This window comes from Panacagrimonas sp. (assembly GCF_965216805.1).
In the GTDB taxonomy this organism is placed as follows: domain Bacteria; phylum Pseudomonadota; class Gammaproteobacteria; order Nevskiales; family Nevskiaceae; genus Panacagrimonas.
In genome coordinates this window covers 611,318-632,326 of sequence record NZ_CBDCGN010000002.1, presented here as the reverse complement: position 1 = coordinate 632,326, position 21,009 = coordinate 611,318, and the positions used below count along the sequence as shown (strand labels likewise).

General features: G+C 64.1%; 23 protein-coding genes and 1 pseudogene. 9 read left to right on the top strand and 15 right to left on the bottom strand.

What is annotated here, in order from left to right:
• Positions 1-175 precede the first annotated feature (175 nt).
• The 5 genes from ACOOHP_RS03060 to ACOOHP_RS03040 form a co-directional block, all read right to left on the bottom strand.
• Positions 176-709: an ImmA/IrrE family metallo-endopeptidase gene (locus ACOOHP_RS03060; protein ID WP_420464990.1), complete on the bottom strand. Its 534-nt coding sequence runs from the start codon at positions 707-709 to the stop codon at positions 176-178.
• Positions 706-1,092 carry a helix-turn-helix domain-containing protein gene (locus ACOOHP_RS03055; protein WP_420464989.1) on the bottom strand — a complete coding sequence of 129 codons (387 nt, stop codon included), beginning with the start codon at positions 1,090-1,092 and terminating at the stop codon, positions 706-708. The genes ACOOHP_RS03060 and ACOOHP_RS03055 overlap by 4 nt, the downstream gene beginning before the upstream one ends.
• A gap of 332 nt (positions 1,093-1,424) precedes the next feature.
• Positions 1,425-1,883 (bottom strand): DUF7673 family protein, encoded by a 459-nt coding sequence (locus ACOOHP_RS03050; protein ID WP_420464988.1) that lies wholly within the window; start codon positions 1,881-1,883, stop codon positions 1,425-1,427.
• Complete coding sequence (locus ACOOHP_RS03045; RefSeq protein WP_420464987.1) at positions 1,883-2,125, bottom strand: hypothetical protein; 243 nt, start codon at positions 2,123-2,125, stop codon at positions 1,883-1,885. The genes ACOOHP_RS03050 and ACOOHP_RS03045 overlap by 1 nt, the downstream gene beginning before the upstream one ends.
• Positions 2,126-2,700: 575 nt before the next feature.
• Positions 2,701-3,396, bottom strand: coding sequence for a response regulator transcription factor (locus ACOOHP_RS03040; RefSeq protein WP_420464986.1), 696 nt, complete (start codon positions 3,394-3,396; stop codon positions 2,701-2,703).
• A 253-nt stretch (positions 3,397-3,649) separates the two neighbouring features.
• On the opposite strand from ACOOHP_RS03040, the gene ACOOHP_RS03035 reads away from it, so the two are divergent.
• The gene (locus ACOOHP_RS03035) at positions 3,650-3,985 is read left to right on the top strand and encodes a hypothetical protein (RefSeq protein ID WP_420464985.1); all 336 of its coding nucleotides are present in this window, start codon (positions 3,650-3,652) and stop codon (positions 3,983-3,985) included.
• A 35-nt stretch (positions 3,986-4,020) separates the two neighbouring features.
• Here ACOOHP_RS03035 and ACOOHP_RS03030 read toward each other — a convergent pair whose 3' ends face one another.
• From ACOOHP_RS03030 to ACOOHP_RS03010, 5 genes and pseudogenes are all read right to left on the bottom strand, one after another.
• Positions 4,021-7,281, bottom strand: coding sequence for a conjugal transfer protein TraG N-terminal domain-containing protein (locus tag ACOOHP_RS03030; protein WP_420464984.1), 3,261 nt, complete (start codon positions 7,279-7,281; stop codon positions 4,021-4,023).
• A complete protein-coding gene (locus tag ACOOHP_RS03025; protein ID WP_420464983.1) occupies positions 7,278-7,529 on the bottom strand; it encodes a hypothetical protein in 252 nt (83 codons plus the stop codon). Before ACOOHP_RS03025 ends, ACOOHP_RS03030 begins: the two co-directional genes overlap by 4 nt.
• 9 nt (positions 7,530-7,538) lie before the next feature.
• Positions 7,539-8,909: a conjugal transfer protein TraH gene (locus tag ACOOHP_RS03020; protein WP_420464982.1), complete on the bottom strand. Its 1,371-nt coding sequence runs from the start codon at positions 8,907-8,909 to the stop codon at positions 7,539-7,541.
• On the bottom strand, positions 8,906-9,091 hold the full coding sequence (locus ACOOHP_RS03015; protein WP_420466991.1) for a hypothetical protein: 186 nt from the start codon (positions 9,089-9,091) through the stop codon (positions 8,906-8,908). Before ACOOHP_RS03015 ends, ACOOHP_RS03020 begins: the two co-directional genes overlap by 4 nt.
• 297 nt (positions 9,092-9,388) lie before the next feature.
• A pseudogene (locus ACOOHP_RS03010) lies at positions 9,389-9,544 on the bottom strand (helix-turn-helix domain-containing protein); the annotation flags it as partial.
• On the opposite strand from ACOOHP_RS03010, the gene ACOOHP_RS03005 reads away from it, so the two are divergent.
• On the top strand, positions 9,525-9,875 hold the full coding sequence (locus tag ACOOHP_RS03005) for a hypothetical protein (protein ID WP_420464981.1): 351 nt from the start codon (positions 9,525-9,527) through the stop codon (positions 9,873-9,875). The pseudogene ACOOHP_RS03010 and the gene ACOOHP_RS03005 sit on opposite strands and share 20 nt — an antisense overlap.
• Before the next feature lie 15 nt (positions 9,876-9,890).
• Positions 9,891-10,355, top strand: a complete 465-nt coding sequence (locus tag ACOOHP_RS03000; RefSeq protein WP_420464980.1) for a helix-turn-helix domain-containing protein — start codon at positions 9,891-9,893, stop codon at positions 10,353-10,355.
• A gap of 492 nt (positions 10,356-10,847) precedes the next feature.
• On the opposite strand, the gene ACOOHP_RS02995 is transcribed toward ACOOHP_RS03000, so the two are convergent.
• From ACOOHP_RS02995 to folE, 3 genes are all read right to left on the bottom strand, one after another.
• The gene (locus tag ACOOHP_RS02995; protein ID WP_420464979.1) at positions 10,848-11,684 is read right to left on the bottom strand and encodes an SDR family NAD(P)-dependent oxidoreductase; all 837 of its coding nucleotides are present in this window, start codon (positions 11,682-11,684) and stop codon (positions 10,848-10,850) included.
• Positions 11,685-11,755: 71 nt separating this feature from the next.
• Positions 11,756-12,718, bottom strand: coding sequence for an acyl-ACP desaturase (locus ACOOHP_RS02990; RefSeq protein ID WP_420464978.1), 963 nt, complete (start codon positions 12,716-12,718; stop codon positions 11,756-11,758).
• Between the two features lie 134 nt (positions 12,719-12,852).
• Positions 12,853-13,401 carry a GTP cyclohydrolase I FolE gene (folE, locus tag ACOOHP_RS02985; RefSeq protein WP_420464977.1) on the bottom strand — a complete coding sequence of 183 codons (549 nt, stop codon included), beginning with the start codon at positions 13,399-13,401 and terminating at the stop codon, positions 12,853-12,855.
• 92 nt (positions 13,402-13,493) lie between these two features.
• Between folE and ACOOHP_RS02980 the strand changes: the two genes are divergently transcribed.
• The 3 genes from ACOOHP_RS02980 to ACOOHP_RS02970 all read left to right on the top strand — a co-directional run bounded on the left by ACOOHP_RS02980 (position 13,494) and on the right by ACOOHP_RS02970 (position 16,267).
• On the top strand, positions 13,494-14,294 hold the full coding sequence (locus ACOOHP_RS02980; protein ID WP_420464976.1) for a ParB/RepB/Spo0J family partition protein: 801 nt from the start codon (positions 13,494-13,496) through the stop codon (positions 14,292-14,294).
• A gap of 212 nt (positions 14,295-14,506) precedes the next feature.
• Positions 14,507-15,379 carry a WYL domain-containing protein gene (locus ACOOHP_RS02975; RefSeq protein ID WP_420464975.1) on the top strand — a complete coding sequence of 291 codons (873 nt, stop codon included), beginning with the start codon at positions 14,507-14,509 and terminating at the stop codon, positions 15,377-15,379.
• Between the two features lie 132 nt (positions 15,380-15,511).
• Positions 15,512-16,267, top strand: a complete 756-nt coding sequence (locus ACOOHP_RS02970) for a M48 family metallopeptidase (protein WP_420464974.1) — start codon at positions 15,512-15,514, stop codon at positions 16,265-16,267.
• A 56-nt stretch (positions 16,268-16,323) separates the two neighbouring features.
• Here the strand turns inward: ACOOHP_RS02970 and mnmG are convergent, their stop codons facing one another.
• Positions 16,324-18,213: a tRNA uridine-5-carboxymethylaminomethyl(34) synthesis enzyme MnmG gene (mnmG, locus tag ACOOHP_RS02965; protein WP_420464973.1), complete on the bottom strand. Its 1,890-nt coding sequence runs from the start codon at positions 18,211-18,213 to the stop codon at positions 16,324-16,326.
• Positions 18,214-18,310: 97 nt separating this feature from the next.
• Here mnmG and ACOOHP_RS02960 point away from each other — a divergent pair, with 97 nt between their 5' ends.
• Genes ACOOHP_RS02960 through ACOOHP_RS02950 form a run of 3 tightly spaced genes read left to right on the top strand, consistent with a single transcriptional unit; the run spans position 18,311 to position 20,061 of the window.
• A complete protein-coding gene (locus ACOOHP_RS02960) occupies positions 18,311-18,658 on the top strand; it encodes a hypothetical protein (RefSeq protein WP_420464972.1) in 348 nt (115 codons plus the stop codon).
• A gap of 7 nt (positions 18,659-18,665) precedes the next feature.
• Positions 18,666-19,568 (top strand): PhzF family phenazine biosynthesis protein, encoded by a 903-nt coding sequence (locus tag ACOOHP_RS02955; protein WP_420464971.1) that lies wholly within the window; start codon positions 18,666-18,668, stop codon positions 19,566-19,568.
• Positions 19,558-20,061: a hypothetical protein gene (locus ACOOHP_RS02950; RefSeq protein WP_420464970.1), complete on the top strand. Its 504-nt coding sequence runs from the start codon at positions 19,558-19,560 to the stop codon at positions 20,059-20,061. The genes ACOOHP_RS02955 and ACOOHP_RS02950 overlap by 11 nt, the downstream gene beginning before the upstream one ends.
• A 202-nt stretch (positions 20,062-20,263) precedes the next feature.
• Here the strand turns inward: ACOOHP_RS02950 and ACOOHP_RS02945 are convergent, their stop codons facing one another.
• Positions 20,264-20,920, bottom strand: a complete 657-nt coding sequence (locus ACOOHP_RS02945; RefSeq protein ID WP_420464969.1) for a lysoplasmalogenase — start codon at positions 20,918-20,920, stop codon at positions 20,264-20,266.
• Between the last annotated feature and the right edge of the window lie 89 nt (positions 20,921-21,009).

The following is a 21,009-nucleotide window of genomic DNA, read 5'->3' as shown; positions in this document are numbered from 1 at the left end:
TCACCTGACATTCACAAAGCACCTCCTTTCCCGGAGAGGATTGGTGCTCCTTGTCAGACTCGATTGATGCCTGTACTATGCAGGCCGCGTTTAGAAGTCTCACAAGGCGACGCGCCTCCGGGTGCACGTCCTTTTCGACAGGGCGACTAGTGACAGCTAGGCGCCCTAAATTTTTTTAGATCAGCCTTTCCCTCCGCAGCGCATCGAATCGAACTCGCGCAGCAGGGGCGGAAACCCCACACATCTGCTCAAGCATCGTTGGAAGTTTGGCGATCTGAACGGCGCTGATCGGCATAAGCAGCTCCGCCGCAAACTGGTTGGCTTGCCACTCGCTGCTCCGATAGGGCTTGATGTCGTTCTTGGCAACATGCCGGGCCATTGGGAGGCCCTGGTGCATGAAAAGGTGGCCAAGCTCGTGAGCCATCGTAAACCGGCCGAATCCGTCGCCACGCGCCGCGTTCTCATAGGCATCCTCGCGGATCTCGACCAACCTCTGGTCAGGGTATGCCCGCCCGGCATCACCGCCCATCTCTTCCATCGTCCCGATGGAGAAATCGTAGCCCTTCCATTCACGGACCAAGAACGTGTCCATGAACCAGACGATCGGGAACCAGGGATCGTTCAGCGCCGTTGAATCCCTGAAGAGGGTTGCAAGTTCACGAATCGACTTCGTACTTTTTGGTGGAACTTCGATACAGACTCCGCTCATGAGTCCTCCCGTTTCTTTTTGATCTTTTTGTCAGACTCAAGCAGCTTCAGCAGCTCCTGCACTTCACGCGAAGGCATATCATCAAGGCGGCGAGCGAATGCGACAGCAAGCCGTTTGGAGAAAGCATCTTTTCCGTCCAACGGAATCACGACCGCCTTACTCCTACTCTGGGCAGCCGTCACCCTCAAGCTCTCAGCAACTTCTCCCGTCAGGTCGATCGCCGCGATCACTTTGCTCACGAACATCGGCGGGACGGGTTTCCGCCCCGTCTCCAACGCCGACAAGAAAGCAGCCGACACGCCAAGGACCTCGGCCAAGTCAGCGAGGGTCATATCGCGGTCAACCCGGATCTTCCTCAACACTTTGCCGAACTCTGTCGTCATCGCAGCCACCCCGTCGTCAGACTATTACTCATACCTTAATTGTCTCATGGAAGGTGTTATTTGTCAACCACGCGGTTTAACACTGGAACCAAATAGAGGGCGCCAGTAATTTGCGCCCTATCACTTAAGACCATGAAAACGGTGGAAAGTTCAGCGAAAGTCTTCCGAGTGGACAAGAGGTCCGAATCCAGCGCGCCCGTGGACAACCCCTGCACAGCGGCCGCTCCGCTGGGGCTCTGTTGGGGAGCCCCTGCCGCTTCGCTGCTGCACAGAGGTTGCCCACCGGCACCCCGAGGTCCATCGCGTCAGACTTTCTCATGAGAAAGTCGAGGTCAGCCGCAGCACCCCTCATCGGGGTGCCCGTCTTCGCCGTAGCGATCCCGATATAGCTCGTCGCCGATCCGCCGCCGCTGTGCGGCGTAATAGAGCCCGTAGGACTCCAGCCAGCCATTCAGCTGGGCGCCGTCGATGACGCCCCAGGTATGGACTTCGGCCTGGCCGAAGTGGTCGAAGCGCAACACATCCAGGCATGCATCAGCCAGGTCGGGATCGAGCGAGCGAAGATCCGTCAGATCGAACGGAAACCGAGGGCCGTTGTAAAGGCCACCCAGGAACGCCACAAGCCGCCGTACCTGTCCGGCCCCTGGATTCCCACGGATCGCTCCCACAATGCGCTGTAGGCCCTTTATGGCCGGTCCTCGCGCCGCTTCCTTTGTCCGAGTGACCGCCGCCAGCTTCGCAACAAAATCATCCACGACCTCATCCCGGTTCCGCGTGCCGATGGTCGCCATCACGCACCCCTCAACTGACACGGCACTCTCTCGATCAAGTCCTGCTCGAACAGCGCCGGCAGCTCGCGAACCAGCCGCAGCGCCGCCGCCTCGATGGCCGCCTGCCGCGTGATGTACGTCCTGTCCGTCTCGAACGCGCCCGCGTTGTCCACGTCGAGCACATAGGTCCAGCCCGTCTTGTGCCGCTGCGTCCTCACCTCGATCCGGTGCGCTCGCAACTGCTCCGCTCGAATTCCGCTCATACCCGCATCTCCTGTTGCCCTGGTCGCAAGCGCGGCAGGCCTCCGCCGCGCTTGTGATCGGGGACCGATCGGCACGCCGTCGAGCACGGGTCAATTGCCGCCGAAGGGCGAGCGCAGCGAGATTCGTCGGCCGCATAGCGGCCGTCGAACGGATCGATTGACGCGCGCGGAGCAAGTGCCACCCAACCAACCCGCGGAGCGGCCGACTTTCTCATGAGAAACTTTTGGGTCGCGTAGTAGCGCGCGGCGCTACGAGGACACGGTGTCGGCGCAGCCGTCACGGTGTCCCCGGCTTGGCGGCGTGACGAAGCCGCAGGCTTGGTCTTGCCGTGCTGTTCGGACGAGGGATTGAAGCCCGAAGGGGCGAGACGCCGAAGGCGGCTCGATGCAAAGCACGAAAGCCCGGCGCGCACTGCGCGCGGCCTCCCGACTTTCTCATGAGAAACTTTTCCTCCCCCGTAGCGCATCGCACTACAAACCGACACAAGGGGGGGGTGATTCAGCACTGACCACCCCCGCACGCTGCAACTCCATGATTTTCTGAAGCCTGCTGATCTGTAGAGGGGGGTAATTCATCATCGAGCTCGCGCGCCCCACCGAACAACCGACTGAATCTGACCCGTCAGCATCGCCCTGGCTACGGCCTCGGTCTGATTCGACGCACCGAGACGATCCATCGCGCGACTCACCAGGTAGCCAACGGCCGTGAGCGAAATCCCGAGCTGCCGTGCCACGTCCCTCTGCGCCATCCCTTCCGCCAACAGCCGCAGCGTCTCCGCTTGGCGCGCAGTCAAGGTAGGGCCAAGGCGCTCAGCGACGGCTGCCAGGTCATCCAAGGCATCGAACCCGACCTGACGCATCACCGACAGCGTTTGGCTAGCTGCACCACGGCCGATCGGCACCCGCCCGGAAACAGATACCAACGCCATCAGGCTTCCGGGCCCGTGGACGGGCAATGTCAGTGCATGCCGGAGGTCTCCGCTTGCCGCTGCCATGACTGGGCCTCGGATGAAAGACGCCCAGACGATGGACCGAGTCGTTCGCCGAGCGGCATCGGCAATGGTCGGCATCGCTGTCTCTACGGCATGCCGCAGCCGACCAAGGCCACTTTCATAAACGACGCGGAGCTGCAGGCCTTCGCAGACTACCAGCCAGCTCATGGGATAGCCCAGTGCGGCGAGTGCGCTGCCATGCTTTGGCAGCTCGACGCAGGCTCGATCCATCGAGTGACGAAGGGCTTCAGCGTTCAGCCTGACTGCCACCACGCTCATGCGTGATCCTCGAATCGCTGCGCCAGCGCGCCTGCTACACGCTGCAGCTCGTTCGGGACTTTCTCATGAGAAAGTCTGAGGGCTACGCTCACCATGACGCACCGCCCGACTTTCTCATGAGAAAGTCACAACCGATTGATGAATAGACAGATTTTCTCGAAATACCCCTATAGGGATGGTATAATTCAAGGGTGCGAAAAGTTTCGCATGAGAAAGTCCGGGCATCCGTGGGACGCCCGGTCGGGAGGGTGAAATGAACAGAACGACCTTCGTCCGAGCCATCAAGGTGCTTCTCGTGGCCGTTGTGGCGACACCCTCGGCCGCTTTGGCTATCACAGCAATGACGCAGGCTTCTGCGCTTTTGGGAGTCTTCGCTCTTTTCGCAGGCGTGCCGGCGCTCGCGCTCGGCATGGGTATGCTGGATCGCTCTACCCAGATGCCGGTTGGCAGCGAGTTCGCTGATGCCACTGCGCAGTCTGATCAGTTCTTCGCGATCAATGATGTGAACCCGCGCAGCGGTCGCGATTGGGCTCACCATGACGCTCGTGTTTCGCTGAGCGCACAAATGAATCCGCATCAATGGTCGTAGTGCTGCCCGAGTACGGCCGTTGGATTTCGGCGCGATCATCGGAATAACCCGTCGACGAACTGAATGGCGCGATCAACTGGTGTTCCGGCAACCAGTTCGCGCCCCTTTTCCACGGCCGTTTGTTCGTCCGCGTTAGAGGCCGCGACTGCAGTTTTTCCAGCGATACCCGCTTGCGCAGTGACGATTGAAGCCTCGTTACGCAGTACCAACTGCTCGGCAATCTCCGTGTTGGCTTGGCTTCTGGTCTCATCACTCCAGGTCTCCGGTCTGCCGTATCGCATGTACACAGCTCGTTGCGCGTCGCTGTAGTTTTCGCCGACCTCATCAGCCAATCGCGTCATGACCAGGTTCTGGCTGGCTCGGCTGGACTCCGACGATCCCACTTGACCGCCGGTACTACCGCCGCCGCCATAGCCGCCCGTTACACCGCCGCCGTGCTTCGCACCCCGGCCCATGTTGAACGGAAGGTTTAGTCCAGCGGACACCGACGATTCTTGCCCCACATACGCTTCGTTTCCGAACCCTTCGAGACCCATACGCGCGGTGAGAGCGCCTGCGATAGCAAACCGATCTCGATCTTCCATAGGGGCCGTCATGTCCCCTCGCATGATGCCGAGCAGTGTCGGCACTGCATGCTCCGGCCGCATGCTGTTCGGATCGCTGATCTGCAGCGACTCGGAGAAGATTTGCTCATTGCCGCGACGATTCACGTCGCCGACGTGGGTGCTGTCTCCGAACCGCGTCGTGCGGCCATCCGTCTCCGTCGTGACGTTGCCCTTGGAGACACTGGACACAAAGTCAGCCTGCGCCGCATCGGCGCGGCCGGTATTGGGATCGAGCGTCATCCGCAGGAAGCCGCCACCAGACTCGCGCAGCTCGGCCAGCTCGCGCGGCCCCATCGCGCCGCTGCGCTCCATGAAATCCGCGATGGAACTGCGGTTCTGATCGGTGACGGCAAGTCCGACCTGGCCGTTCTGGTACTCGGCCATGTCGAGGCGCTGGCGCACGTCGGCGGGATCGAGGCCCAACTGCCTGGCGAGCTGCGAGCTGACGTTCGCGCGAGCCAGCGCATCGGTTTCCTGGTGCGCCGCGACCGCATCCGTCGTTGCGCGGATGTTGCCGGGGTTCAAGCTCTCGATCGCGTCACCGCGCGAAAGGTGCTGGCTGCGCGCCACTTCCTCAGCGGTGATGAGCGGCTGCACGCCGCCGCCGAACGCATCCACAGCCCGCAGCGTGCCTTCGGACTGCGCGCCCCGGAACAGGCCTTCGGCCTGGCCGGCGCGCGTCGCCGCGTTGTCGCCGAATTTCTCGGTCAGCGTCGTGGCCGCCTCCACACGCGATCGCGTATCGACGCCGGCCGTCGTGTAGAGGTCGGACTTGTCTTCGCGGCTCAAGGCCACGTCGCTTGCGTTCGTTTGGACGCCGCGCGCCGCCGCGCCCTCTGCGAAGTTCGCGCGGCCGAAGGTCTGATCCGCTTCGACTCTGCGGCTGAATGTCTCCATGCCGCCCATTGCGGCCTGAGATTCCGCGTTTGTCGCGCGGAACAGCTCGGGGGATACGCCAGCCTGCCCGGCGCCGGCCTGCGTGCCTGAGACGCTTCCCAGCGTGTCAGACGCGGTGTAGCGGCCGGTATCACCCAGAACTTCGCCCGCAGCCCGACCGCCGGAAATAGAGGGGTCGATATACGCGCCCGCTTCCGCCGTCTGCCGAATCTGCCCCATGCCGCTGGCCAGCGAACCCTGCTGGAAGCCTGACCCGGCCTGACCCATCGTGCCGGCGACGCCCATCATCGACTGCTGCATCTGAGCGTTCTGCTCCGGCAAAAGCTGCTGCCGGCCGGCTTGGTCGCCAGCCTGCTCGATGTTGTTCTGCCACTGCTGACCCAGGCCGGTCAGCGCGTAGCCACCGAACTTGAACAGACCGAAAGCAAGGACGCTGGCCATCGCGAGCGCCGTGCTACGGCTCTTGCCGAAAATGCCGAGCGCCTGGACCGAGCCCTCCGGCGACATCATGATCGCCTCGACGCCGAGCTGCTGCCGCCGAATTTCGTTGAACGCCTCAAAGGCTGCGTCATAAGCCATCTGCACTGCGATGCCGTCACCGATTCCCCACAGCGCCAGCCAGGCGAACAAGCCGATCGTCAGCATGAAAGCCGGCTTGATGAGCGGCGTCACCATGAACAGCAAGGTCAACGGCACCACACCGAGAACGACGGCGAGCATGAACGCGCGCACCTTCGGAATCCATTGATTCATGGCTTCCGCGTTGCCGAGCCCTTCGGCCATCACCTGACGACTGACCAGCGACCGCATCGAGCGGTCCACGTCGGCCGAATTCATTGCGCGGCTCACCGCGCCGGCCAGCAGCACCGATCGCAAGAACGGCAGCTCGCTGCCGGGCGTCACGTTGTACAGCTCCGAGGACTCCTGTAGCAGCGACTTGCACTTCGCGTCCTGGTTGCCGTCAGCCACATTGAAACCGGCCTGCCGGCAGATCGACGCCGTGACATCGGCAAACGTCAGCGGATCGACAATGCGGCTCGCTAAGCCGCCGGAACCGGACCAAGCGTCGGTGCAGCTCCGCGCTTCGCCGCGATCATCGTTCGGCGGGTGATACACGGTGGAAAGTGCCGCATTCGTCCATTGCGCGAACTCGTTCATCAAGTCCGTCGAAGCGTGCATGAGCCGCTGCCGCGCGCCCGTATCGCTGTTCCCCATATAGGGAGCGCCGCAGTTGAGGTAGTAGTTGACCAACGACTGCTGCAGATACCAGTCCTTGACCTCTGCGCTGGTCGCCGCCTTGATCAGCGCGAAATTGATCGCGCCGGCATTGTCGGAGTACGGGTTCGCGGATGCCGTGTCGGCAATCTCGATGATGCCGCGCTCGACCTTGTTCAGTCCGCCGGCAATCAAGACGATCAGATTGGGCACGTCGCCCACGGCTTCATAGGCGTTGCGCACCGGATCGTAGACGTGAACGGTGCCGGTCGGCATGACCGCGCCCTTGAACAGCGCGAGCCCGATCGCGACCTGAATGGCGGCCTGGAGAGGATTGATCTGTTCGCCAGTCATCCCCTTGTAGGCTTGCGCTACCGTTCCGAACGTGACTCCGGCAATGGCGAAGATCGCTGCGAAAACCGTAAAGCTGCTGTCTGACAGCATCAGCGACAGACGGCGGAAGGCCGCGACCGTCTCCGAGAAGCCGTTGTAGGTGTAAAAGTCCATGTCCAGCGCCGCCGCCGGCCCTGCGATCAGCATCAACACGATCGCTGTGATCGCCTTATCTCGGATTCTCATTTGCTGTCCTTCAGCGAGTCGGGGAGCCAGGTCATGTAGCGGTTCCACAGGGGCTCATTGCGAGCGAATACCTGGACGCATACGAAGGCGACGAGCAGGCAGGTGAAATAGCCGGCGCTGAACCAGTCTTCTTGCAGGAGCGATACGGCGATCAAAGGGGCCGCGAAGCAGCACGCCAGAGGCATGTTCTTCGCCACTGTCTGACGTAGTGAGTAGGGGCCACACATCCGCTGCAGAAACTTTCTCATGAGAAAGTCCTACTGCTGACCGAGCGACGTGCGGTTCATCTGCCGGCGATAGTCCTCCGCCATTGCGCGCGTCACCTCAAGCGTCGTGGACATTTCGCTAACCCGCGTCTGCCACGCCGTCCGCGCCGCGATGCTGAGCTGAGCTGCCCTCGGCTCCATCACCTTGAGGTGGTCAAGCGCCTTGTCGATCACGTCCACGGAGCAGTACCGCCCTCCGGCGGCAGGCTGTCGCTGATTGGACTGGACCTGGTTCGCTTTGACGATGACGAAACGAAGCACTTGCCAGAGGTCATTCATCATCCGATGGCTGATCTGGAATGCCAGCGGCTCGGCAAGGATGTCCACGATCGCATCCGTACTGCCTTGCGCGCTCCCATTCGACAGCAGCGTCAGCAGCGGGAAGGTGCTTGCGTCGATGAAGGCGATTTCGTCGGCGGTCAGCGCAGTCGCGCCGCCTGGTGTGGACAGCTTGTTGGCAATCGCCAGTAGCCGGTCCCGCGTTTCACTCACGACCGGCGACATGCCCGACGCGCTGCACGATCCAGTCGTGCTCATGGCGTCCACGGTGCCCGTCACGAAGCTGTCGGGGTCGATCTGTGCATTGCCAGGGCAATAGCTGAATGTCTCGACCTGGTAGAGACGCTGCGTCGTCGAATAGGTCACGCGCGCATCGCCGATGATGCCGCGCATGACGCCTGCGAAGTCGTTCATTCCGACTTCGGCCGCAGCGTTCTGGATCACCGATCCGTTGACGAAGATGCGGCGGAACAGATCGGGGCAGTCTTCCAGCGTCGGTTGCGTGTCATCGGGCGCAGCGCCGTTTCCGGCCCGAACGGTGTCCTGGAAGTCCTGCGAGTTCTTGCGCAGACCTTCTCCGAGGCTGTACGAGCTTGCTGCGACCGCAGAGAGCTGATCGACGGTCGCTTTTGCGAGGCCTTTGGCCATCTGACAGTCGTTCATCTGAATGCCGTTGACCGCGTCCGTGATCGCCGTCAGCGTGTTCATCGCGTCCTTGCACGGCTGGCAATACTGCGTCATGGCCAGATCGAATGCGAAAGCGGGCGCCGCCTGGATGATGCGCTGGAACTTCTCGACCAGGTACTCAGGATCGAGGTACGAGAACCCGCCGAGGAAAAGGTCGATGCCTCCGCACCCGACATTCAAGCGAGGCGGGCTTGCGGTCACGAGATAATCGTTGTTCATGCGGTAGCGGCCTTGGAAGCCGCCAGCGCTGTAGAAACCGCGCTGCTGGTTCTGGTAGCCGCCTGCGCTGGTCGTCGTGGACTGGTCGAACCACTCCCCAACCCAATCGGCGAACGCCGCACCACTGAACAACATCGTCGCGGCGATGAACACCGCTGGGATACCTAACTTTTTCATATCGCCGCCTCCGCGTTGATTCGCGCGACCGCAGCTTTCATCCAAGCGACCGCCGATGTGATCTGGCCGAGTCGTTTTTTCTCGGCGAGCTGGCTAAAGAGTTTTTCGGCCGTGTCTTCCGGCACGCGCCGTGCGAGAACAAAAAGCTCGCGCTGTTCATCGGCGGTTAGCGGTTTATCCACACGCCGCCGGTTGGTGGTTCTTTTTGACGGTTCATGTGGTGGTTGTGGTGGTTCGGGTGACAGAGCTTTGTCACCCTCGGGGGTGTCAGCAGTGACGCCCTCCCCCCGACACGGCCCTGTCACCCTCCCCTCGTCACGCGTGTCACCCTCCCCGTTCCCATTCGGGGGAGAGGGTGTCAATTTGTCACCCTCCCCGCCGTCCATCAGAAGTTGGTACGCGTTGGTACGCTGGCGCCCGTTCGCAGACCGCTGAGAACTCACTTCCAACAGCGGGACCGGACCTGAGGCGAGCTGGCGCAGGACTCGTTGCGCAGTCCGAACTGAGACACAGGACTTTCTCGCGAGCGTCGAGACGCTGGGCCAAGCGAACCCTCTGTCGTCGGCTATATCTGCCAGCGCCAGAAGCAAGAGCTTGCGCGATGGCTCAAGCTCTATGGACCAGACCCAGTTCATCGCACGAACGGACACGGCCGAGTTATTGGCCGGTGGCCTGGATAATCATCTGGTCAACGAGGTCTCGCCGGAAGTACACCCGTCGGCCGAGCTTGACTCTCGCCGATCGCAGCCGCATCGAGAAGTCATTGTCGCAATAGAGGCTGACCCGAAGACCCTCAGGACTTCTATGCAGAAGCTTGGCCAGGCAATCGATGGTCAGAAGCTGCCGGGACTCATCAGTGGGCATTTGCATATCTCGTCAGGTGGTATCCTGCCCCTTGCGTGTAAACACAGGAGGCTACGCTTCGACATCAGATGTACGCATTATTTTGCGTATTTGCGCATCTGATTGCGTTATACCGTAATGGCGAGAAAGGAACAAGAGGCCTCCGTACGTCGGCTAGAAGCCGGCCGTCGCCTGGCAGAACTGAGAGCGCGCCTCGGGATGACCCAGGCGGAACTCGCGACAGCGCTCGGCGTCTCGCACCGTTCGATTCAGGGCTATGAAGCTGGAACGCAGGAAGTCTCAAGCGAGGTCCTCGTTGGGCTTCGCGAGCTTTTCGACGTAAACGCCGATTGGATTCTTTTCGGCCCGTCAGCGTCACCGACGACTGGCGATAGGACGCACAAAGCGTCTGATCTGGCGCGCCGAACCTACAAACTCTGGGAGAGCCTGCTTTGCCGGGCTGCGCTGCCAATTCCGGTAGAAGCCAGAGTCCTGTTGTTCGATGTCTTCGTGGACATCGCAATCCGCACGGGGGAAGTGCCTCAAATTCAAATGGAGCAGGCTGCTGCTGAGCTGATTGAGAGAGTTGCACCGAAGGAGTGATCGTGAACGAACACCAGAGTCAGATTGACCAAGCTAGAGCTCGCGCGAGCATGGTCGCGGGCCAGACCCGCCAAGGTGCGGACGGGACTTTCGCGAGGCTCCGAGTGTTCTTGGCCGCGGCGCTTTCGCTCGGATTGATCGGGATCTACTTCGCGGCAGACGCTCTTCTGGTGGCCGGCAAGGGCTGGACGCTTGTCCCGATAGTCGTTGGTCTTGCCGCCCCCTTCGCTGCGATCATTTCGCTTAGTCGCCGCAGCGGGCTAGTCAGGTCGAAGAAGTAGCTGTGCGGTAACACTGGCGGTACAAATGTAATGACTGACAGTCTGCGCAAAACTACGCCAAGCTACTGATTTGACAATACTTTGCCTTACGGCATTTTACGGCAATAAACGATTATTTATCAAAGGCTTATTGCCTTAGCGTGCAACTCATAATCCTTAGGTCGCAGGTTCGAGCCCTGCACGGCCCACCATTTCCCGACTCGGCATCGCATCACTTGCGCAGGAACGCAGCAGTCGCTTTCTGCGCGAAGCGAAAGTAGAGCTCGGGCGAAAGTCGTTTGAGTCGCGTGCGCGAACGTGCGTCCGGATGGCTCATGACCAGGAAGCGGCCGGACTGCACCGAATCCACCACATCGCGCGCGACGTCCTCGGCGGTGACGCTGGCCTTGGCCATCAGCCGGTCCATGATACGTACCACCTGCGGCGAGCTGGCCTGCTCGGCTTCGCTGAGCTGGCCGCTGCGGCTGGTCTCCAGCAGGTCGGTCTTGAAGAACGAGGGGCAGGCCACGCTGACGCCGATGTCGGGATACAGCTCGAAGCGCAGGGTCTCCGACAACGAGATCACCGCCGCCTTGGCGGCGTTGTAGCTGGCCACCGCAGGCGGGTTGGCGATGCCGGCAAAGCTGGCGATGTTGACGATATGACCCGATTTCTGCGCCTGCATCGCCGGGATCGCCGCGCGCGCGCCGCGCACGCAGCCCAGCAGATTGATGTCCAGCACCCACTGCCACTGCTTGATCGGGCTGTCGGCCACGGTGCCGGCGGTGGCCACACCGGCATTGTTGACCAGCACGTCCACGCCGCCCCAGGCCCTTTGCATCGCCGCGACGGCGGCGGCGAAGTCGTCTTCGGAGGTGACATCCAGGGTCAGCGCGATGCCGGCGGGTCCGCGCTGCGCGACCGTCCGCGCGGTTTGCTCGGCCGCTTCCAGGCGATTGTCGCTGGCCGCCACGCGCGCACCGCGCGCGGCAAATTCGAGCGCACAGGCGCGGCCCAGGCCGCTGCCCGCGCCCGTGATCAGAACGCGTTTGTCCTTCAAGGATTTCATCCAGGCTCCGGCCGATCGATGCAGACCCGGAGTCTACCCAGGTGCGTTGCCGCGCTGCCGCGGGGGCGGCGTCACAGCTCGATACTGCGCCCGTAGATGACGTCAAAGCTGAAGCGGCGACGCTGCAGCTTGGCGTCGGCGTAGTCGGCCATGCGCGACAAGCGCGCCGGGATCTTCATCAACCGTTCCTGATTGTGCTGCGCATGGGCCGACAGCCCTGTCATCGCACCGATCTGCCAGTACTCCAGCAGTTCCTCCACGATGCTCCGGTAGTGGCGGGTGCCGAAGATGCCGGCGCGGCCCAGCACCTCGCTCATGTCCGAAAAGCCGGCGATGTTGTGGCCGGGCATGGCGAAATTGAGCGTCACCTTGAGCAGCGACTCGATCGCCCGTTCGGGGTCGGCGCGCAGAATCTCGCCGAACACCGCGCGATAGAACTGGTAATGCCGCGACTCGTCGCCGGCCACGTGCGCCAGCACCCGCTGCAGGCGCGGCTCGATACCGGCAGCCATGCGTCCGGTGTTGGCATGCGAAATCTGCGTGGCCTTTTCCTGCAGCGAGGTATACGCCAGCAGCCGGTAGGGATCCTGCTGCCACTCGGGCTCGAAGCCGGCCTTGATGTAGAGAAACTGCATCTGCTCGACCGCGCGCATGTCGAACACGCGGGCGTCGCGCACGTAATCGCGCATGACGCAGCCGTGGCGGTCTTCCTCGGCGGTCCACAGATTGTTCCAGTCGCTCCAGGGCGACGCCGGACCGAAATACACCGCGATCAGGCGATGGAAGTGCGGCAGGCCTTCTTCGGTCAGCAGATTCAGCGCCAGCGCGATGCGCACCTCGTCGGGCAGACCGCGGGCGGCGTCGCGCACCTGCTGCTCCTCGGCCAGGCGCTGATCCTGGTCGGCGGCGTCCGCCGGCATCAGGTCGTTGGGGAACCACAGCCGACGGCGCTCGACGTGCAGCTCGATCTCGCCACGCACGGCCGGTTCCAGCGCCGTCAGCACCTCCACCTGTTCGGGAGTGCCGAGGCGCATGGGACTCAGCGGCGCCCTTGTCGGGCGGGTCTGCGAAGGCGGGCCGGTATCGTCCATAGTCGTGGGGCTGCGGGCACGGTCGTGGGTCTTACGGGCGTCGGTAGCGCGCAGATGCGGGCGCCGACTGCGCCATTCTAGCCACAGGTCCGCAGGAGCGAGAGCAATTCCTGCCGGGTACGGGGATCTTCGCGAAAACGACCGAGCATCATCGAGGTGATCATCGAGGAGTTCTGCTTCTCGACGCCACGCATCATCGCGCACAGGTGTTTCGCCTCGATGACAACCCCCACGCCATGCGCCTCGGTCACCTGCTGGATGGAGTTGCCGATCTGCTGGGTCAGGTTTTCCTGGATCTGCAGGCGGCGGGAGAACATGTCGACGATACGCGGAATCTTGGAGAGTCCCAGGACCTTGCCGGCCGGCAGGTAGGCCACATGGCACTTGCCGATGAAGGGCAGCAGATGATGCTCGCACAGCGAATACATCTCGATGTCGCGCACGATCACCATCTCGTCGTTGCTGGACTGGAAGATGGCGCCGTTGACGATCTCGTCGAGGTCCTGCTCGTAGCCCTGAGTGAGAAACTCCATCGCCTTGGCGGCACGCTGCGGCGTCTTGATCAGGCCTTCGCGCTCGGGGTTCTCGCCGATGGCTTCGATGATGGCTCGGAACTGGTCTTCCACGATAATGCTCGGCAGGGACGAATCCGACAGGATTGTGGCACGGCCGTTCCTTGCAAGCCCCACCTGCCCGCCGCGCCGAGAATGACTCACTCATGTCGAATAGCGTCGCCCCCCAGATTCGCGTCGTGCCGGTCGACCTGATCCGTCCCGGCAGCACCCAGGCGCGCCGGCATTTCGACGCTGCCAGCCTGCAGGAACTGGCACGGTCCATCGGCGAGTCCGGCGTGGTGCAGCCCATCGTGCTGCGCACGCGCGTGTGGGGCTACGAGCTGCTGGCCGGCGAACGCCGCTGGCGGGCGGCGCAGCTGGCCGGCCTGCACGATATTCCCGCGGTGCTGCGCGACGATCTGTCCGAAGACGAGGCCTTCGTGCTCGGGCTGATCGAAAATCTGCAGCGCGAGTCGCTGTCGCCGATCGAAACCGCAGCCGGTCTCAAGCGTCTGGGCGAGACCTTCGAACTCACCCACGATCAGATCGGCGAACGCATCGGCAAGTCGCGCGAGTACGTCAGCAACTATCTGCGCCTGCTCAATCTGGAAGAACGTGTCGCCGCGCTGGTCAACGAGGGGCACATCCTGCTCGGCCATGCCAAAGTCCTTGCCGCGCTGCCTGCGCGCGACCAGCTGCGCTTCGCCGACGAGATCGTTCGGCACAAGCTCACCGTGCGGCAACTCGAACGCAGGGTGTCGCAGCATCGTCATCCGGTACCGGTGTTCAGCCCCGGCAAACCCGGCGACTGGGAACGCCTGGAGCGGCAGTTGTCGGACCTGGTCGGCTGTCCGGTGGCGATCAGCCACGAAAAGAGCGGGCGCGGCGAGCTGCGCGTGAGCTTCCACTCGCTCGACGAACTCGACGGCGTGCTCGAACGCCTCGGCTACACCGCCAACTCGTGACGGGGTCGAGTCGGTGTCCGGAAAGTTATCGACAGATCGGCTGGATAAGCTTGTGGATAAGCGCGTGAATGGAACCCGCCAGCGCCCGAGCACAGGACTTTTTCAGCGATGTGACGATTTTTTTCCTCTCGCCTCTGCGCGCTGCATCGATGTCTGATGCCGCCATCGCCGTCGCGGTCTCACTTCCCGCCCCCTTTCGATCGAGCGATGCCATGAGTCCCATTGCCAACGACCCGCGCTTGCCCTGGGATCAGCGTCAGCGTCTGCGCTTTGCCGAGGCGTTGCTGATATGGCGCGGCGCGGTGAGTGTCGGCGACATTCGCGACACCTTCGACGTCTCCACCGGCAAGGCCGAGCGCGATCTCGCCCGCTATCGTCGTCTCGCCCCCGACAATCTGGTGGCCGACCGACTCACCGGCCTCTTTCATCCCAGCGATACTTTCGTGCCCTGTCTGTTGCGCGGCTCCGCTGGCGAGTACCTGCAGGTGCTGGCGCATCGCGACACCCCGCAGGATCTGCCGCTGGCGATGGCCAGCAGCGGCGACGTTGCTGCGGAGATGCTCGAAGCGCCCGGCCGCGAATTTGACGTGCGCGTGCTCGCGCGTCTCAACACCGCCATCCGCGAGCGCCGCTGGCTGGCCATCGACTATCAGTCGATGACCCACCCGGAGCCGCGTCGCCTGAAGATCGCCCCGCACGTGCTTGCACATGCCGGACGCTGGCATGCGCGGGCATGGTCGGCGACGCACGAGAGCTATCGCGATTTCCTGCTGTCGCGCATCTGCGGACTGCCGGAGCTGCTGGAGCCTTGCACGCGCAGCGCCGACGGCGATTGGGACTGGCAGCACTTCGTGCCGATCCGTATCGGTGCGCATCCCGATCTGACGCCGGCACAAAAGCGCGTGGTGGAACAGGACTACGGCATGCTGCACGGACAGCGCGAAGCGCGCGTGCGCGTGGCGCTTGCGCCCTATTACCTGCGCATGCTGGGAATCGGTCGCGACGATCGTCGACGCTCGCCGCAGGAGCAACAGATCGTATTGCTCAACAGCGACGATCTCGATGCCTTGAATCGCCTGTCGTGAGGTCTCGATGCGCGGTTGCCTGCGAGCGTCTGCGTCGTACGCGATCACGATCAGGTTCGGCGCACGCCGTCAACGCTGGCGCACCGATACGGTCAGGTCTAAGCTGCCGGCCCATTGGTTAGACGTGAGCCGATGACCGCATCGAAACAACTGGATCTGCTGTTCGACGCCTACCGTGTTGACGAACGGATCAGCGCGCGCGCACGTTGTATCCGCATCGAAGTGCGTTCGCCTTCGGAAGTGCGTCTGACCATTCCCCGCTTCGTGCCCAAGAGCGAAGGCCGCGCGTTTCTGCTCAGTCGCGAAGCGTGGATCCGCGAGAAGATCGCGGAACTCGAACTGCGCCTGTCCGAACAGCCCGAGCGCGCATCGCCGCAGTTGAAGTGGGACGGCAGCGACCGCCTGATGCTGCGCGGCCGCGAAGTGCCGCTGCGGCTGCTGGCCTCGCGCCTGCGCAAGCCGGCGGCGCGACTCAACGAATCGGGCATCGACCTGTTCGTGCCGCCCGCTTGGCTGGCGCAACCCGCGCGCCTGCATAAACTGCTCAAGGACAGTCTCAAGCATGCCGCGCTGGACGATGCGCAGCGCATACTGAACGAAGAGGCTCAACGTCTGGCCGTGCGCTACAGCGGCCCGCGCATCGCCGATCAGAAAACCCTGTGGGGCAGTTGCACCGCGCAAGGTCTGATCAGTCTGTCGTGGCGCCTGGTGATGGCACCTCCGGCAGTGTTGCGTTACGTGGCGGTGCACGAGCTCTGCCACGTGCGCTACCACGATCACAGCGAGCGCTTCTGGAAACTGGTGGCGCGCCAGATGCCCGGCTTCGAAACGCATCGACGCTGGTTGCGCGAGCACGGCCCGCAACTGCACTGGTGCCTGCAGAATTGATCGAGGTGTCGACGCGCTCTGAAGGGGCGGGCCGTCGGCGATAACCGCACCCGCGGTCAGGCGCTGAGTCGCAACTGCCCCAGCTTCTTCAGATGCACCAGCAGCAGCGACACCGCCGCCGGCGTCACGCCCGAGATGCGCGCGGCTTGACCCACGCTCTGCGGCCGATGTGCCACCAGCTTGGCGCGTACTTCGGTGGAGAGCCCGCGAATCTCGCCGTAATCGAACCCCGCCGGAATCGCAGCGCCTTCGTAACGCAGATTGCGATCGATCTCCACCTGTGCGCGCGCCAGATAGCCCGCGTACTTACACCCGATCTCCACCTGCTCGGCCACTGTGGCGTCGAGCGAATCGTCCACCAGTCCCAGACTGCGCAGCAGGCTCATGCTCGCCTGCGGACGTCGCAGCAGGTCCAGCGCCGAAAATCCGGTGGACGCCGGCGGATCGCCGAACACCTCGACGAACGCAGGTGTCGACAACTGCGCGGGCTTCAGCCACAGATTTTGCAGCCGCGTGCGTTCGGCGCTCACCGCTTCGCGCTTGGCGCAGAACGCCGCCCAACGCCTGTCGTCGACCAGTCCGAGCTCGCGACCCACCGGCGTGAGCCGCGCATCCGCGTTGTCTTCGCGCAGGGACAACCGATGCTCGGCACGCGAGGTGAACATGCGGTAAGGCTCGGCGGTGCCGCGCGTAACCAGGTCGTCCGCCAGCACGCCGATGTAGGCCTGATGCCGCAGCGGCGCCCAGGCTTCCAGATGCTGGGCGTGGCGGGCGGCGTTGATACCGGCGAGCAGGCCCTGCGCGGCGGCCTCCTCGTACCCGGTAGTGCCGTTGATCTGACCGGCGAAGAACAGGCCGCTGAAGGTCTTGGTTTCCAGCGTGGTCTTGAGGTCGCGCGGGTCGAAGTAGTCGTACTCGATCGCGTATCCCGGTCGGGTGATGCGCGCCTGTTCCAGCCCGCGGATGCTGCGCACGAAGCGTTCCTGAATATCGTAGGGCAGCGAGGTGGAGATGCCGTTGGGGTACACCTCGCGGGTATTCAGGCCTTCGGGTTCCAGGAAGATCTGGTGCGAAGTCTTGTCCGCAAACCGGTTGACCTTGTCTTCCACGCTGGGGCAGTAGCGCGGGCCGGTGCCTTCGATCGCACCGGTAAACATGGGCGAGCGCGAGAAACCTTCGCGAATGATGTCGTGCGTGCGAGCGTTGGTGTGGGTGATGTGACAGCACACCTGGCGCGGGTGATCGGCTGCGCTGCCCATGAAGGAAAACACTGGCACCGGCGTATCGCCGGGTTGTTCGACCAGCACCGACCAGTCGATGCTGCGGCCGTCGAGCCGCGGCGGCGTACCGGTCTTGAGTCGGCCGATGCGCGGCATGCGTTCGCGCAGACGCTGTGCCAGCGCGATCGACGGCGGATCGCCGGCGCGTCCGCCGGATTGCTGTTCGAGCCCGACATGGATGCGGCCGCCCAGGAAGGTCCCGGTGGTGAGCACCACCGCATCGGCAAAGAACTTCAGCCCCATGCGCGTGATCACGCCACCCACGCGATTGCCTTCAACGATCAGGTCTTCGACCTCCTGCTGGAACAGGGTCAGGTTGGGCTGGTTCTCCAGCGCTTCGCGCACGACCCACTTGTAGAGCATGCGGTCGGCCTGAGCGCGGGTGGCACGCACCGCCGGACCCTTGGAAGCATTGAGCGTGCGGAACTGGATGCCGGCGCGGTCGGCAGCACGCGCCATCAGGCCGCCGAGCGCGTCGATCTCGCGTACCAGATGGCCCTTGCCGATGCCGCCGATCGCGGGATTGCAGGACATCTGGCCCAGGGTTTCGATGGACTGCGTGACCAGCAAGGTCGACGCGCCCATGCGCGCCGCCGCCAACGCACTCTCGGTGCCGGCATGGCCGCCGCCCACTACGATCACCGCAAACCTGTTCACGTCCGCCACCCGGCCCTCCGAAATCCGACCGCCGATTTTACGCCGTGGCGACCGTGGTGGTGGGGCGATGCTAGGCTCACACTTGGACTGTCCTGCGGCGCTCAACATGCCTGATACCCCGACCCCACTGTCCAAACCCACCTGCGCCTGGCTGCTGGTCGGCGCATTATTGGCCGGCGCCTGTACACCCAAGCCCCCGCCCGCACCTGAGGAGCCACTGCGCGTGCAACCGGTCGAAACCCTTACCCCCGGGCGTAGCGGCATCAAGGACCTGGGTGCGTTTTCCGAATTCATCGCCACGCGGCCGACTCCGGCGGCGCTGCGCGCGCGTTTCCCCGGCCTGACCGTGGTTCTGCCGGGCGAGATCGCCACCAAGGAGTTTCGCACCGACAACAGCCGCTACTCCGCCGAACTCGACAGCGACGGCCGCGTCATCGGCGGCCGCTTCCAGTGAGTCGTGCGTGAGCGAACTGAGCTTTCTCATCCTGGACGTGTTCAGCCGGCGCCGCTACCACGGCAATCCGCTGGCGGTGGTGATGGGTGCCGACGCGCTCGCACCGGCGCAGCTGCAGCGCGTGGCGCAAGAGTTCAACCTGTCCGAAACGGTGTTTCCGGTCGCCGCCACGCAAGACGACTGTGCGATGCGCCTGCGCATCTTCACGCCGCGCGCGGAACTGCCGTTCGCCGGCCACCCCATCGTCGGCGCCGCCTGCGCGCTGGCCGAACTTGGTCTGGTGCCGCCCGGCAGCCAAGCGCGGCTGCACCTGCAGACCGGCGTCGGCGCGGTGCCGGTGACGATCCGCAACGGTGCCGACGGGCTCTGCGCGGAGCTGCTCACTGCGCAGCCTCCTCAGTTCGGGCCCTCACTCGATGATCGCCAGCACCTGGCCGCCGTGCTCGGGCTCGCTGTCACCGATCTCGGCAACGCGGAGCCGGCGCGGGTGGCCGGCTGCGGCCTGCCGTTCCTGCTGCTGGCGCTGCGCGGCCCGGAATGCCTGGCCGGCATTGAGGTGGATTGGGGCGCACTGCCGCAACTGCTGCGGTCCTGCGCCGCTTATGGCCTATACGTCTATGCGCTGGGTTACGAGGGCGAACTGCGCTGTCGCATGTTTGCACCCGACATCGGCGAAGACCCCGCCACCGGTTCGGCCGCCGCCGCCCTGGGCGCACGCCTGGCGCAGGACCGGATCGACCAGGGTCGGGCGAGCCCGGACGGTTGGCGCTGGACGGTGGCGCAGGGCCTGGAGATGGGACGCCCCAGCCGCATCGAGATCGGCGCCCGTGTGCATGACGGCGCGGTGGCCGCGATCAGCGTCGGCGGTCATGCGGTGGTGACGATGTCGGGGTCGCTGCATGTCGATTGAGCGCACCCGGCGCCTGCTGCTGTCGCTGGGCTGCCTGGCCGGACTGAGCGCTTGCGCGCCGCAGCTTTACCAACGCGAGACCCTGCAGATCGACCACCGCGAGTTCGAGCGCTTCGAGATTCGCTACGCCCCCATGGACGGCTGCCTGCTCAGCCGCGAGGTGCCGGTGTCGTACCGGCTGCAACGGCCCGACTACGCCCTGCACGTGGACGTCGGTTTCGGCAACGGCGAGAACAGCGCTTCCCTGGCCCTGAGCCTGCTGGGCGACAACGACCTCGGCGCCCGCTTCGTCGATCTGGCTGCGGCCCCACGCGCCAATCCGCTGGATGACGGGGTGCGTTATCGCATCCCGGCGGACGCCCTGGCCGACGGCCGCCTGAGCTTTGACGTGCTGCTCGACGACACCGTGCTGGAGCGCGAAGTGCTGCAAGTGCGGACGCAACGCTGCCGCGCGATCAGTCTCGGCGATCGTGCGGGTCACGCGGCCCCCTGAGCCGGAACCGCCAGCCCCGGCGGGCAAAAAATCGGGGCGGTCGGTAGGGTCCGACCGCCCCGCTGCAACGCAGTTGGGGAGAGTGGGGGGACTGCGTTACAGGACCAAACGCGCCCAGGCTCAGGGGGCGCGGCGGGCGGGGGCCATGCTTCTCGAACGGAAGCTGAACAAAACCGCCACGGCAGCCATGTTGCCGCTGGGCTCAGGCCGGCGCAAGGGCCGTACCGCCAGCCACCGATAGCGCGATCAGGCCTAGCGCTGACCAATAAGTAGACAGAATAACCGCCTGGGCATGGGGATAAGGGCGGTGGAAGCGGCGGATGGCCAGGGCCGCATCCGACAGCAGGAAAACCAGCGTGCCGATGGCCGCCAGCATCGCCCCGCGGTCGTCCCGAATCTCCATCCTGACCGCCGCCGCCACACTCATCGCCACCAGCGCCGCCGCGTAGACTGCCACCGGCAGCCGCAGGCGCCCGGTGCGCGGCAACAACCACAACAGGAACACCAGCCCGGCCGTGACCGGAACCGCCGTCCACCCGGGTGGCGCCTGCACGCCGTCGAGCAGAAACGCGGCCACAAACACGCTGTGCGCCAGCAGAAAACTGCCCAGGCCGACCAGAAAGCCGGCGTCGTCGTGGCGCATCAGGGCAATGTCGCCGCAAGTAGACAGCAGCACCGCCACCGCTACCCACAGGCGATAGTCGGGGTCGGCACCGGGCGCCGTCAGCACCGCCCCCAGAATGAGCAGCGTGGTCGCCGGCTTGAGCAGGTAGAACGCGCGATGACGCCCAGCTGCGCGCTCCTCGCACCACACCGCCAGGGCCGCGCCGAGCGCTGCCGCCATCAGGAAAATCTCCATGTCACCGCCGCCGCCCATTTACCGACGCTTATTGCGCCGCAAGGCGGACCGCAGCGACAGGGCCGGCGCGCCGGCGGCGCCTGGCGGCA